The organism is Sphingomonas hankookensis (genome assembly GCF_028551275.1).
GTDB classification, from domain to species: Bacteria; Pseudomonadota; Alphaproteobacteria; order Sphingomonadales; family Sphingomonadaceae; genus Sphingomonas; species Sphingomonas hankookensis_A.
Window position 1 is genome coordinate 35,463 of record NZ_CP117028.1, and the last position, 12,076, is coordinate 47,538.

Sequence of the window (12,076 nt, forward strand, 5' to 3'; positions counted from 1 at the left end):
GGGGGTACGAAGAAGGCGGCCGCTCCGCGATCAAACCCCGCCGGGTCCGCCTGCGCGAACCCGTCGATCGGGCTGCTGGCCCGTCGGCCGAGCGGTTCGAGCTGACTGGCGCTGCGCGCGCGTCCGCCGCGCTTTGCGCTGTCAAACCGCATGCACCACCTCTTCCTCGCTCGCCGGCGCCACCCGCCCCCAACCCTGCCGCACCAGCTGCTCGATCTGTCCCATCGCCTCGTCCAGATTCGCGCGGCAGCGCTTGTGCGTCTTGGGCGTGCCGATCGGCTTTTCCAGCTCGTACACCGTCATCATCCGCATCGCGGCATGGCTGATCTCGGCCGATTCGAGGATCGGGACGGGCAGCAGCGCCGGCCCGAAGCTCTGCTCCATGATCGCCCGCACCATCGCATGGCTGGGGTCGTTGCCGTCGAACTTCGAACAGATCAGCCGGACGAAACTGTAATCGACCTCGATCCCCGCGCTGCCCAGCTGTTGCAGCACCTGGTCCATCATCGACAGGAACTGGACCGTCGAACAGAAATCGGGCGTCGTCGCCGCCAGCGGCACCAGCAGCGCGTTCGCCGCCTGCATCACCGCGAGGCTGATCGTGCCGAGCGCCGGCGGCGGGTCGAGCAGCACGATGTCATAATGCCGCGCAAGGTCGATCAACCCCTGTTTCAGCTTGCGAAACCGCGCCGCCAGCACCGACGCCCCGTCCGATCCCGCCGCCGCCAGCTCATATTCGACGTCGAACAGTTCGAGGTTCGACGGGATCAGATCGACATTGGGCCATGGCGTCGCCTTGACCGCATAGGACAGGTCGTTCTGCGTCGGATCGATCGACAGATAGGGGTAGAGCGTCTCCTCGCGCGTGATGTTGAAATGCGGGTTGAAGCCGAACAGCGTCGTCGTCGTCGCCTGGCTGTCGCAATCGACCACCAGCACCCGGTATCCCTGTACCGCGAAATAATGGGCGAGGTGGGTGGTGACGGTCGACTTGCCGACCCCGCCCTTGAAGTTCTGCACCGCGATCACCGCCGGCACGTCGAGCGGCGCACGGGCGGGGGAGGCACCCAGCACCTGCCGCATGTGCAGCAATTCCTCGACGCTGTATCCCAGGCGCCGGCCATTGTCGGCGGCCGGGGCAGGGGGCAGGCGCCCGTCCTCCTCCGCCATGCGGATGCGGTTGGTCGAACAGCCGAGCAATTGTGCCGCCTCGGCAATGCCGAAGCGGACATTGAGGCCCTTGCGGCTTTCGGGCAGGAACGCCTTGCGCCGCAGCCGCTCGATCATCCGCTCGCCGGCGTCCGCCAGATCGCCGATCTGTGCCGTAATTGCATTCATGCTGCGCAGCACCCGCCCGTTTGAACCCTGATCACATCATTATGTCATGAAAACCTTCAATCCGGCAAGCATAACCGCGGTTTGATTCAGTGCGGCCGTCGCATTGCCGCCAAGGTATTGACGGTATATACCTTGTCAGTACGCCAACGGAGGACGCCCATGTCAAAAGCCGCCGTCTTCACCATGAAGCTCGAACCCGATCTGCGCGATGCCTTCATGGCTGCGGCGGAGGCGAGCCATCGCCCGGCGTCGCAGGTCGTCCGCGAACTGATGCGCGACTATATCCAGCGCGAACAGGCTCGACAGGATCATGCCGATCTGCTGGCGCGCAAGGTCGCCGCCGCCCGCCGGTCCGTCGCGGCGGGGCAGGGCCGTGACCAGGATACCGTCGAAGCCGACTTCGCCGCCCGCCGCGCCGCGCTCGCGCCGGAGTGAAGGTCCGCTGGACGCCGGAGGCCGAGGCGGACCGACTGGCAATCTGGGACTATCTGTCCGTGCGCGATCCCGCCGCCGCCGTCCGCCTCGACCGGTCGTTCGGCGAAGCGGCCGCCGGCCTCGCCGACTTTCCCTTGTCCGGCCACGAAGGCGAGGTGCCGGGGACGCGCGAGCTCACCCCACACCGCAGTTACCGCTTGGTCTATGAAGTCGCCGACGACACCGTCTGGATCCTAGTCCTGATCCACGCCGCCCGCCTCTGGCCGCCGTTCCGCGCCGAATAGCCGCAGCGGGTCTGCCCGTCCGGCCAAGTCATGGTGCGTTCCGGTCGCGATCCTGCAAAGATACGCGCGCCATAGTGCAAAGATACCAGGATATATTCCGCTGGGTTCGGGGTTGTGCGTGCTCGTCGTTGCGCTTGGCGTCATCATGGCCCGCCCGCCGTTCATCGATGCGGACTTGCCCGTTCGCTGGCACGGGTTCGGCCTGACGATCCCGACGCGCGACGTTTCCCTCGCAATCGGACGGAGACCAACCATGAACATCGACACGCTGAACGGCGCGGCCACCGATCTGGGCGGCAAGCTGAAGGAAGGCATCGGCGCGGCGACCGGCAACGACAAGCTGCGCGGGCAGGGCAAGGCCGACCAGCTGGGCGGCACCGTGCAGAAGACCTATGGCGACGCGAAGGATGCGTTCGAAACCACCGTCCGCCCGCTGATCGATCAGGCGCGCCAGTTCGCGCGCGAACGCCCGTTCCTCGCCGCGACGCTGGCCGGCGTCGCCGCGATCGCGGTCGTCAACACCCTTCGCGGCGAATAACCGCCACCGCCGGCGGGTCGTGGCATCGCGGCCCGCCGGCAATGCCGTTCCCGACATGACGGGAGCGTGTGCTGCCTGACAGCGATCGTCCTCGTCCCATCGCCAATGCCCGTCGTCTGGCGGCGGAGGCCTTTGGCAGCTTCTGGCTGGTGGCCGGCGGCTGTGCGGCCGCCGTGTTGGCGGCGGGTGCCGGCGTCCCCGGGTCGATCAGTCCTCGGCAGAACAAGCATCACCCCGGACCAAGCCCGGGGCGACGCTACTCAAACCACCGCCGGCAGCTTGTCCAGATACTTGTCCAGCGTGATCGGATACTCCCGCACCCTGATGCCGGTCGCGTTGTACACCGCATTGGCCACCGCCGCGCCGACCCCGCACAGGCCCAGTTCGCCGACGCCCTTGGCCTTCATCGGATTGGCCTTTTCGTCCGCCTCGGCGAGGAACACGACCTCCTGATGCGGGATGTCGGCATGGACCGGCACCTCATAACTGGCGAGGTCGTGGTTGACGAACAGGCCGAAGCGCTTGTCGACCGCCAGCTCCTCCATCAGCGCCGACCCGACGCCCATCGTCATCGCGCCGATCACCTGGCTGCGCGCCGAGACGGGGTTGATGATCCGCCCCGCGGCGCACACCGCCAGCATCCGCTGGATGCGGGTCACCCCGGTATAGGCATCGACCGCGACCTCGACGAAATGCGCGCCGAAGGTGGCAAAGGCATATTGCTTGTCGAGCGCGCCGAACTCGATCCTGTCCTCGGCGCTGAGATCGCCGGCATCGCGCAAGGGCACCGCCCGTCCGCCGCCGCGCACCTGCCCGCCCTCGAACACCGCATCGGCGCCGAGGCCCAGCTTGGCCGCAACCTGTTCGCGCAGTTTGACGCAGGCGGCATAGACGCCCGCGGTGCTGTTCGGCGCGCCCCATTGCCCGCCCGACCCGGCCGACACCGGATAGGCGGAGTTGCCCAACCGCACCTCGACCGCCTCTACGGACACACCCATCATCTCGGCGGCGGTCTGGGCGATGATCGTGTAGCTGCCGGTGCCGATATCGGTCATGTCGGTTTCGACCACGACCCGCCCGCCGACCAGGCGCACCCGCGCCGCCGACTTCATGTTGACATGGTTGCGGAACGCCGCCGCCATGCCGATCCCGCGCAGCCATTTGCCCTCGCGCACCTGCCCCGGCCTGGCATTGCGCTTCGCCCACCCGAAGCGTTCCGCGCCTTCGGTCAGGCAGCGGACCAGCTGCCGCTGCGAAAACGGCTTGTTCGGGTTGGACGGATCGACCTGCGTGTCGTTCTTGATGCGGAACGCGACCGGGTCCATGCCCAGCTTTTCCGCCATCTCGTCCATCGCGACTTCCAGCGCCATCATGCCCGGCGCCTCGCCCGGCGCGCGCATCGCATTGCCTTCGGGCAGGTCGAGCACCGCAAGCCGCATCGCCGCCAGGCGGTTTGCCCCGGCATAGAGCAATTTCGTCTGGTTGACCGCCGCTTCGGGACCGCCGTCCGGCTGATCGCCCGATCCGCTTTCATGCGCGATCGCGGTGATCGTCCCGTCTTGCTGGCACCCGATCCGTATGCGCTGCTTCGTGGCGGGACGGTGGGTGGCGTTGTTGGCCATCATCGGCCGCGCCATCGCGATCTTGACAGGCCGCTTCGCCGCCTTCGCCCCCAGCGCCGCCAGCACCGCGTCCGCCCGCAGGAACAGCTTCCCGCCGAACCCGCCGCCGACATAGGGCGATTGCAGATTGATCTTGTCCTTGGGAATGCCCAGCGTCTTGGCCAGATCGCCGCGCCCCCAATCGACCATCTGGTTCGACGTCCAGATCGTCAGGGCGTCACCGTCCCAGCGCGCGGTGGAGGCGAACGGCTCCATCATCGCATGACTATGGTCGGGCGTGGTATATTCGGCGTCGAGCTTGACTGGGGCTGCGGCATAAGCCCCTTCGAAATCGCCGACCCGCGCCTCGGGCTTGCCGTCGTCACCCGGCGCCGGCTTGGCGCTAGCCAGCCCCTCTTCCAGGTCGAACCAGCCCTTGATGCGCGCAACATCGACCCGCACCAGCTGCGCAGCGGCGGTCGCCTGTTCGAAGCTTTCGGCGACGACCACCGCCACCGCCTGATGATAATGGTCGATCGCCGGCCCGGCGAGCAGCTTGACGGTGTTCATCCGCCCCTTGCCCAGCGGCCCCGCGCTGTCGGCGGTGACGATCGCCAGCACGCCCGGCGCAGCGCGCGCGGCGCTGAGGTCGATCGAGCGGATCGTCCCCTTGCCCACGCCCGCCCCGACGATCACGCCATAGGCCGCATTCGGCACGTCGCGGGCATGTTCGAACGCATAGGGCGCGGTGCCGGCGACCTTTTTCGGCCCGTCGATCCGCGCACGCGGACGGCCGACCACCATTTGCCGGTCGATCGGATTGGTGCCGGCGGGGGTTTCGAACTTCATGGAATTACCCCTTCGCCTGCGCGATGACGGAGGCCAGCGCGCGGGTCGCGAGCGGCAGTTTGAACGCATTGTCCTTGGTCGGCGTCGCGCCCTGAAACGCCCGGGCCGTCACGGCGGCAGCACCCTGCGGCAGCAACGCCTCGGCCGCCTCGACCCGCCACGGACGCGGCGCCACGCCGCCGAACGCCACACGCCCCGTGCCGTCGCGCTGGATCACCGCCGCGACCGACACCAAGGCATAGGCATAGGACGCCCGGTCGCGCACCTTCTCGTAAAAATGTTTGCCGCCGATCGGACGGGGCAGGGTGACCGCGGTAATCAGCTCGCCGGGTTTCAGCACCGTGTCGAGATCGGGCCGGTCACCCCATAGCCGGTGAAACTCGGCGATCGGAATCCGCCGCGTCTGCCCGCTGCCGTCGACCGTCTCGATAACCGCGTCCAGCACCCGCATCGCCACCGCCATGTCGCCTGGAAAGGTCGCGATACAGTCGTTCGACACACCGATCACGCCCAATTGCCGCGAATAGCCGCCGATCGCCGCACAGCCAGAGCCGACCTTGCGCTTGTTGCACGCCATGTTGGTGTCGTAGAAATAGGGACAGCGCGTGCGTTGCAGCAGATTGCCCGCCGTCGTCGCCTTGTTGCGCAACTGGCCGCTCGCGCCCGCCACGATCGCCCGCGTCAGCACGCCATAATCGCGCCGCACCCGGTCATGGGCGGCAAGGTCGGTATTGCTGACCAGCGCCCCGATCCGCAGCCCGCCATCCGACGTCCGCTCGATCCGGTCGAGCTTCAGATCCTGCACATCGACCAGATGAGTCGGCGTCTCCGCCTCCAGCTTCATCAGGTCGAGCAGGTTGGTCCCGCCGGCGATGAATTTCGCGCCGGGCCGGGTCGCGACGATCCGCGCCGCCTCGGCCGGGTCCTTCGCGCGCTCATAGGTAAATGCCTTCATGCGCCCGCGACCTCCGCCATGGCATCGGCAATGTTGGAATAGGCGCCGCAGCGACAGATATTGCCGCTCATCCGCTCGCGCAGCTCCATATTGGTCGCGCGCGGTTTGGCGGTCAGGTCGGCCTGCACATGGCTGGGGATGCCGCGCCGGATCTCGTCGAGCACCGCCACCGCCGAACAGATCTGCCCCGGCGTGCAATATCCGCATTGATAGCCGTCATGCTTGACGAACGCCGCCTGCATCGGGTGCAGCCGCTCGGGCGTGCCCAGCCCCTCGATGGTGGTGATCGCATCGCCGTCATGCATCACCGCCAGCGTCAGGCAGCTATTGATCCGCTTGCCCTCGACCATCACCGTGCACGCACCGCACTGGCCATGGTCGCAGCCCTTCTTGGTGCCGGTCAGGTGCAGATGCTCGCGCAGCGCATCCAGCAGCGTCGTCCGCGTATCCAGCGTCAGCTCGCGCACCGTCCCGTTGACGTTCAGCCGCACCGGCATCGCCGGCGGGGCAGGGGCGGGGGCCGCCTGCGTCGCCGACAATGGCGCCGCCACCAGCGCGGCCCCGGCCGCCCCGGCGGTCAGCACGCCACGGCGCGAGAGTTCGAAATCGGACGGTTCGCCCATGATGCTGCTTTCTGTTGCCCCGGATGCTGCGCAGACCAGGGCGCAGCGAAACTTGTAACGCCCGCGAACCGGTTTCGGGTGCAGGGGGCAGGGCGTTGGTACGCTAACCGACACCCGCGCCCGTTTCCTCCACCGTCAGCCCACCCCCACCGTCACCCCGGGCTCGACCCGGGGTCCCGCTTCTTCTGCCGGCCGGCCGCTCCGTGCCCCAACAAACCCGTACCCCGCGCGCAGGCGGGGGTCCAGAGCCACAAGCGCCCCCGCCCGTAACCCTGGACCCCCGCCTGCGCGGGGGTACGGTCTCGCGAACGATCCCGACATGGCCAGCACCTGCGGCCCCCGCCCGCGCGGGGGTACGGCAGGATCGAGGATCACCCCCGTACCCCGGCCTGCACCGGAGTACGTCAACCGTTGGTCTGCGACGTCAACCTCGCCGCCAACCCCCGCCCCGAAACCCACGCCCCCTCGACCCGCGGCGCGACCAGCCAGTCGCCGCACGCCCCCAGCCCCTCGGCCCAATAGCACCCGACGCCCGCGCCGTCCGACCGCGCATAGCGCCAGCGATGCGCCGCCCCGACCACCGGCGCCGGCAACCCCGCCACCCGCTCGCCCAGCGCCGCAGTCAGCTGCGCCACCACCCAGTCCCGCTCCGCCTCGACATGACGCTCCGACCAGTCGGCATCGGCATGGATCGTCCACGCCTCGCCCCCGCCATGGCCGGGCTTGGCCGGGTTGCGCGCCGCCCGGTCGATGACCCCGTGCCCGTCGAGCAAATCCGGCGCATCGATCGCCGCATCGAACCCCAGCATCACCGTCCAGCACGGCGCCGAACGATGCCCGCGCGCCAGCTCCGCCAGCGCATCGTCCACGCCCTCGGCCAACGGCACGACCTGTTCGGCCGGCAGCGCCAGCACCACCGCATCGAACGGCCCGACCGCTTCGCCCTCCAGCTCGACCCGCCAACGCCCGCCGTCACGCCGCACCCCATGGACATGGCTCGACCAGCGCACGTCGAGCGCATCGGCCATCGCTTTCAGCGGCGCATCCATGACCGGCGTGCCGACCCACGCATCCTCGCCCGCCGCCGGCCAGCGCGCGGCGATCCCCGCCGCTTCCCATGCCTGCAACTGCGCGACGAAGCCCGCGTCCCGCCCGGTCATGTACAGCGCCCCGAAATCGAACGCAAAATCCTGGCCGTCGGCCGACACCGCCCGGCTCGCCATCCGCCCGCTCGGCCGCCGCCCCTTGTCGAACAGCGTGACCGTCCGTCCCGCTTCGTGGAGCGCAGTGGCACAGGACAGCCCGGCCATCCCCGCGCCGATGATCGCAATCTCGCCCACCATGCCATCTCCCGTTTTCGCTGCGACGCAACGCACGGGCCGGACACGATGTTGCCGCGCTGCGTTTCCCGGTGCAAAGGCAACCATCTGGAGCGGCCAATCGGGGCCGCCGGTCGGTTCGGTCAGCAGCCCATGTCCCCGCGCGAAATGATTACCGGAAGCGCCATCGCCGCCGTCATCAGCGACCCCAATCTGCCCGACACGCCGATCATCGCCTGCAACCAGGCGTTCATCGACCTGACCGGCTATGCCGAGGACGAGATTCTCGGCCGCAACTGCCGCTTCCTGCGCGGCGCGGATACCGAGGAGACCGCGACCGAGGAACTGCGCGCCGCCGTCCGCGAACGTCGCGCGACGCTGGTCGAGATCCTCAATTACAAGAAGGACGGCACCCCGTTCCGCAACGCCGTCATGCTCGCGCCGATCTTCGGCGACGACGGGCGCCTGCGCTACATGCTCGGCTCGCAGATCGAGGTCGGCACGCCCCCCGACCATGACGCCGCCGCCCGCTTCGCCAACCTGACCCCGCGCCAGCGCGACGTGCTGAACGGGGTGATGCGCGGGCTGCTCAACAAACAGATCGCCTATGAACTGGGCATCAGCGAACGCACGGTAAAGCTGCACCGCGCGGAAATGCTGCAGGCGCTCGGCTGCCGCACGGTCGCCGAAGCGATCCGCCTCGCCGTCGAACAGGGGCTGTAGCGCCCGCCGCCCCGTTCGGTTCTCGGCAGGCTCGAAGCAAACGGGGGGCAGGGGGGACCTCGCCCAACCCCCACGTCACCCCGGACTGGATCCGGGGTCCCGCTTCTTCGCCGAAGTTGCCCCCCCGCGTCCCCGACCGCAACCCGTACCCCCGCGCAGGCGGGGTCCAGGGTCACGGGCGCAACCGTTGCTCTGCTGAACGCCGCCCCCCTCCTGCGCGGGCGCACAACCGCAGCCGGCGCCTTTCCCGGTCGGTCCGCCCGCCGCCGACCCGCAAGTGTCAACTTCCGCCGCCATCGTACCGGCCTTGCCCCTTGGTACAGCTGTCACGCGCGCGCCGCTCCCCATCTTGGCCCCGACACATGAAAGGGTGGCGCTGCCGCCCGGAAAGGTTGCGTCCCATGCCTCGCCCCGCCAAGATATTGATGACCTATCTGGGCGTCGTGCTGATGATGGCGATCCTCGCGCTGGTGTTGTTCTATCAGATGACCCATGGCTGACCGGCCGTCCGCGCCGGCGCGGCTGACCGTGTGGTATGACGGCGGCTGTCCGCTGTGCCGGCGGGAAATCGCGCTGATGCAGCGGCTCGACCGGGGGCGGCGGATCGACTTCATCGATGCCGGCACCCCCGACACCTTCACCCCGATCGATCGCGGCCTGTTGCTGCAACGCTTTCACGCGCGCGAAAACGGGCGGATGGTGTCGGGCGCCGCCGCCTTCGCCGCGATGTGGCGCGCGATCCCGCTGTTGCGCCCGTTCGGCCTCGCCGCGCGCAACCGCATCGTGCTGCGCATGCTCGAACGCCTCTACCTCCGCTTCCTGCGCGTCCGCCCCGCGCTGCGACGGTGGGTGCGGTGACGCCGCGCCGCGAGTCCGTAGCGCCGGGGCAGGTCAGCGTGTGGGACTTTCCCCGCCCGGCCATCGCCGAGCCGTGCGACCGCCGCATCCGCATCGAACATCTGGGCAGGGTGATCGCCGACACGACCCGCGCCGTGCGCACGCTGGAGACCAGCCACCCGCCCGGCTATTACCTGCCCCAGGACGATATTGCGATGGAGCTGCTGCGCCCCGCGCCCGGCCGGTCGCTGTGCGAATGGAAGGGGCAGGCGCGCTATTGGGACGTGGTCGTCGGCGATACCGTGCTGCCGCGGGTTGGGTGGAGCTATGCCGACCCGACGCCCGCCTTCCGCATCCTCGCCGGCCACATCGCCTTCTATGCCGGCCCGTTCGACCGCTGCACCGTCGACGGCGTAACCGTCACCCCGCAGCCGGGCGGCTTCTATGGCGGATGGATCACCCCCGACCTTGCCGGCCCGTTCAAGGGGCCACCGGGCACGATGGGCTGGTGACGTGACACCGCCCCCGCTTCATGACGAAGCAGGGGCGGCGCAGGCGTGGGGGCGGGGAAGGATCAGCGCCCGGCGAGCGCGCGGTCCAGGTCGACGCCGCGGGCTTCCCACTCGCCGCGGGTCTTGCACACCTTGGTCAGGATGCGGCTGCCGGTGGTTTCGGTGCGGAAGCAGTAGCGGGCGTTGGGCGATGCCTTGAACGCGACCGCGGCGGGACCGGCGGCCAGCGTGACGCTGGTGGCGACCGAACCACCGGCAGCGACCGCGACCGGCGACGGGGCAGGGGCGGGGGCGGCTTCCGGCTCGGCGGCAAAGGCAGAGGTGGTCGCGGCCAGGCCGAGGACGATCGAAGCGATGGTGCGGATGACGGTCATGCTATGGCTCCCTTGAATTTCCGGTTGGTTCCGGTGATGCCGACAACATTGCACCCGCCGTGCCAGTTTTACGAAGGCAGCAATATCAATAGCTTACGCTACGACTACAATTGTAGCTGTGGGATTCGCCGCCATTGTCAGGCGCCATTTCCCAACTCTTGGGATGCGCCCGCCGCAACCCCGCCCGCCGCCCGGCGTTGAAACCGCCAATCGCGTAACCTTCGCCACCTTTTCGCCCCCGGAGGCCCATGTTCCACAGCACCAACCCCGCCACCGGGGAACGCTTCGCCACCCACCCCGAACTGACCGCCGACGAACTGGAGCAGAAGCTTGCCAAGGCCGCGACGGCGTTCGACCAATGGCGCCGGACCCCGATCGCCCACCGCGTCACGCTGCTGCGCGCCGTCGCCGATCGCTATGACGCGAACCGCGAGTCGCTAGCCCGCATGGCGACCGACGAGATGGGCAAGACGCTGAAATCGGCGCTGGCCGAGGTCGACAAATGCGCCGCCGCCTTCCGCCATTATGCCGATCACGGCCCGGCGATGCTGGAGCCCCAGCGCACCGAACTGACCGGCGGCGGCACGGCGGAGGTCACCTGGCTCCCGCAGGGTCCGGTGCTGGCGATCATGCCGTGGAACTTCCCCTATTGGCAGGCGGTCCGCTTCCTCGCCCCAACCATCCTCGCCGGCAATGTCGCGCTCCTCAAGCACGCCAGCATCGTGCAGGGCGTGGCGGCCCTGATGGAGGAAATGGCGCTGGAGGCCGGCGCACCGGAGGGGCTGTTCCAGAACCTCGCCATCAAATCCTCCGCCATCGCCGACCTGATCGCCGACGACCGTATCGTCGCGGTGACGCTGACCGGCAGCGAGGGGGCAGGGGTCGCCGTCGCGGAACAAGCCGGGCGGAACCTCAAGAAGGTCGTGCTGGAACTGGGCGGCTCGGACCCGTTCATCGTCATGCCCTCGGCCGACCTCGACGCGGCGGTCAAGGCGGCGGTGACCGGTCGCATCCAGAATAGCGGCCAGTCATGCATCTGCGCCAAGCGGATGATCGTCCACGCCGATATCTACGACGCGTTCCTCGACCGCTATGCGGCGGCGATGCGCGCGGTAAAGGCCGGCGACCCGACCGATCCGGCCAGCGACATGGGGCCGCTCAGCAGCTTCGAACAGCGTGACACCGTCCTCGAACAGCTGGCCGAGGCCAAGCGGCAGGGCGCGACACTGTTGTTCGGCGGGGAGAAGCCCGACCTGCCCGGCGCGTATCTCACCGCCGGCATCCTGACCGACGTGCCGCTCGACAGCCCGCTGATGGCGGAGGAGATTTTCGGCCCCATCGCCATGGTCTTCCGCGCGGCCGATATCGACGACGCGATCCGCATCGCCAACGCGATCCCGTTCGGCCTCGGCTCGGCGGTGTGGACGCAGGACGAAGCCGAACAGGACCGCTTCGTCCGCGACATCGCCGCGGGCATGACCGCGATCAACCAGATGCTCGCCTCCTCGCCCGAAGCCCCGTTCGGCGGCATCAAGCGCTCCGGCCATGGCCGCGAGCTGGGCCCGTTCGGCCTGCACGAGTTCATGAACCTGAAGACGGTCTTCCGGCCGTAGGAGGCGGCCTATTCTCTGGCCGTACCCCCGCGCAGGCGGGGGTCCAGGGTCACACCCACAGGCCGCAGTTTTCCT

13 protein-coding genes and 1 pseudogene are annotated in these 12,076 nt (G+C 68.8%); 8 read left to right on the forward strand and 6 right to left on the reverse strand.

The features are described from left to right. Nucleotides 1-141: 141 nt before the first annotated feature. Entirely contained in the window at nt 142-1,338 is a 1,197-nt protein-coding gene (locus PPZ50_RS18640; protein WP_066693471.1) for an AAA family ATPase, read from the reverse strand. A 159-nt stretch (nt 1,339-1,497) separates the two neighbouring features. Here PPZ50_RS18640 and PPZ50_RS18645 point away from each other — a divergent pair, with 159 nt between their 5' ends. The 4 genes and pseudogenes from PPZ50_RS18645 to PPZ50_RS18660 form a co-directional block, all read left to right on the forward strand. Further along, nucleotides 1,498-1,773 (forward strand): antitoxin of toxin-antitoxin stability system, encoded by a 276-nt coding sequence (locus PPZ50_RS18645; RefSeq protein ID WP_126015151.1) that lies wholly within the window; start codon nt 1,498-1,500, stop codon nt 1,771-1,773. Continuing rightward, a complete protein-coding gene (locus tag PPZ50_RS18650) occupies nt 1,770-2,057 on the forward strand; it encodes a type II toxin-antitoxin system RelE/ParE family toxin (RefSeq protein ID WP_066691149.1) in 288 nt (95 codons plus the stop codon). Before PPZ50_RS18645 ends, PPZ50_RS18650 begins: the two co-directional genes overlap by 4 nt. A 253-nt stretch (nt 2,058-2,310) precedes the next feature. After that, nucleotides 2,311-2,595: a CsbD family protein gene (locus PPZ50_RS18655; protein ID WP_066691161.1), complete on the forward strand. Its 285-nt coding sequence runs from the start codon at nt 2,311-2,313 to the stop codon at nt 2,593-2,595. Nucleotides 2,596-2,693: 98 nt separating this feature from the next. Beyond that, nucleotides 2,694-2,783, forward strand: a pseudogene (locus tag PPZ50_RS18660) (hypothetical protein); the annotation flags it as partial. Nucleotides 2,784-2,855: 72 nt separating this feature from the next. Here PPZ50_RS18660 and paoC read toward each other — a convergent pair. From paoC to PPZ50_RS18680, 4 genes are all read right to left on the reverse strand, one after another. Further along, entirely contained in the window at nt 2,856-5,045 is a 2,190-nt protein-coding gene (gene paoC / locus PPZ50_RS18665; protein ID WP_272815973.1) for an aldehyde oxidoreductase molybdenum-binding subunit PaoC, read from the reverse strand. Nucleotides 5,046-5,049: 4 nt separating this feature from the next. After that, nucleotides 5,050-6,000 (reverse strand): FAD binding domain-containing protein, encoded by a 951-nt coding sequence (locus tag PPZ50_RS18670; RefSeq protein ID WP_066691155.1) that lies wholly within the window; start codon nt 5,998-6,000, stop codon nt 5,050-5,052. Further along, complete coding sequence (gene paoA, locus PPZ50_RS18675; RefSeq protein ID WP_066691158.1) at nt 5,997-6,623, reverse strand: aldehyde dehydrogenase iron-sulfur subunit PaoA; 627 nt, start codon at nt 6,621-6,623, stop codon at nt 5,997-5,999. The genes PPZ50_RS18670 and paoA overlap by 4 nt, the downstream gene beginning before the upstream one ends. A gap of 404 nt (nt 6,624-7,027) precedes the next feature. Continuing rightward, on the reverse strand, nt 7,028-7,966 hold the full coding sequence (locus PPZ50_RS18680) for an NAD(P)/FAD-dependent oxidoreductase (protein ID WP_272815974.1): 939 nt from the start codon (nt 7,964-7,966) through the stop codon (nt 7,028-7,030). 129 nt (nt 7,967-8,095) lie between these two features. Between PPZ50_RS18680 and PPZ50_RS18685 the strand changes: the two genes are divergently transcribed. From PPZ50_RS18685 to PPZ50_RS18695, 3 genes are all read left to right on the forward strand, one after another. Further along, on the forward strand, nt 8,096-8,665 hold the full coding sequence (locus PPZ50_RS18685) for a LuxR C-terminal-related transcriptional regulator (protein ID WP_066694075.1): 570 nt from the start codon (nt 8,096-8,098) through the stop codon (nt 8,663-8,665). A gap of 492 nt (nt 8,666-9,157) precedes the next feature. Then, nucleotides 9,158-9,523, forward strand: a complete 366-nt coding sequence (locus tag PPZ50_RS18690; protein WP_066694066.1) for a thiol-disulfide oxidoreductase DCC family protein — start codon at nt 9,158-9,160, stop codon at nt 9,521-9,523. After that, nucleotides 9,520-10,014 carry a DUF427 domain-containing protein gene (locus PPZ50_RS18695; protein WP_066694095.1) on the forward strand — a complete coding sequence of 165 codons (495 nt, stop codon included), beginning with the start codon at nt 9,520-9,522 and terminating at the stop codon, nt 10,012-10,014. Before PPZ50_RS18690 ends, PPZ50_RS18695 begins: the two co-directional genes overlap by 4 nt. 62 nt (nt 10,015-10,076) lie before the next feature. On the opposite strand, the gene PPZ50_RS18700 is transcribed toward PPZ50_RS18695, so the two are convergent. After that, the gene (locus PPZ50_RS18700; RefSeq protein ID WP_066694063.1) at nt 10,077-10,388 is read right to left on the reverse strand and encodes a hypothetical protein; all 312 of its coding nucleotides are present in this window, start codon (nt 10,386-10,388) and stop codon (nt 10,077-10,079) included. A 248-nt stretch (nt 10,389-10,636) separates the two neighbouring features. On the opposite strand from PPZ50_RS18700, the gene PPZ50_RS18705 reads away from it, so the two are divergent. Continuing rightward, nucleotides 10,637-12,001, forward strand: a complete 1,365-nt coding sequence (locus PPZ50_RS18705; protein WP_066694060.1) for an NAD-dependent succinate-semialdehyde dehydrogenase — start codon at nt 10,637-10,639, stop codon at nt 11,999-12,001. Nucleotides 12,002-12,076: the final 75 nt, after the last annotated feature.

Excerpts from the sequence above, each read along its gene's own strand:
- PPZ50_RS18700 (WP_066694063.1), bottom strand. The coding sequence starts at position 10,388 with ATGACCGTCATCCGCACCATCGCTTCGATCGTCCTCGGCCTGGCCGCG.
- PPZ50_RS18690 (WP_066694066.1), top strand. The coding sequence starts at position 9,158 with ATGGCTGACCGGCCGTCCGCGCCGGCGCGGCTGACCGTGTGGTATGAC.
- PPZ50_RS18670 (WP_066691155.1), bottom strand. The coding sequence starts at position 6,000 with ATGAAGGCATTTACCTATGAGCGCGCGAAGGACCCGGCCGAGGCGGCG.
- PPZ50_RS18645 (WP_126015151.1), top strand. The coding sequence starts at position 1,498 with ATGTCAAAAGCCGCCGTCTTCACCATGAAGCTCGAACCCGATCTGCGC.
- PPZ50_RS18685 (WP_066694075.1), top strand. The coding sequence starts at position 8,096 with ATGTCCCCGCGCGAAATGATTACCGGAAGCGCCATCGCCGCCGTCATC.
- paoC (WP_272815973.1), bottom strand. The coding sequence starts at position 5,045 with ATGAAGTTCGAAACCCCCGCCGGCACCAATCCGATCGACCGGCAAATG.
- PPZ50_RS18655 (WP_066691161.1), top strand. The coding sequence starts at position 2,311 with ATGAACATCGACACGCTGAACGGCGCGGCCACCGATCTGGGCGGCAAG.
- paoA (WP_066691158.1), bottom strand. The coding sequence starts at position 6,623 with ATGGGCGAACCGTCCGATTTCGAACTCTCGCGCCGTGGCGTGCTGACC.
- PPZ50_RS18640 (WP_066693471.1), bottom strand. The coding sequence starts at position 1,338 with ATGAATGCAATTACGGCACAGATCGGCGATCTGGCGGACGCCGGCGAG.
- PPZ50_RS18680 (WP_272815974.1), bottom strand. The coding sequence starts at position 7,966 with ATGGTGGGCGAGATTGCGATCATCGGCGCGGGGATGGCCGGGCTGTCC.
- PPZ50_RS18705 (WP_066694060.1), top strand. The coding sequence starts at position 10,637 with ATGTTCCACAGCACCAACCCCGCCACCGGGGAACGCTTCGCCACCCAC.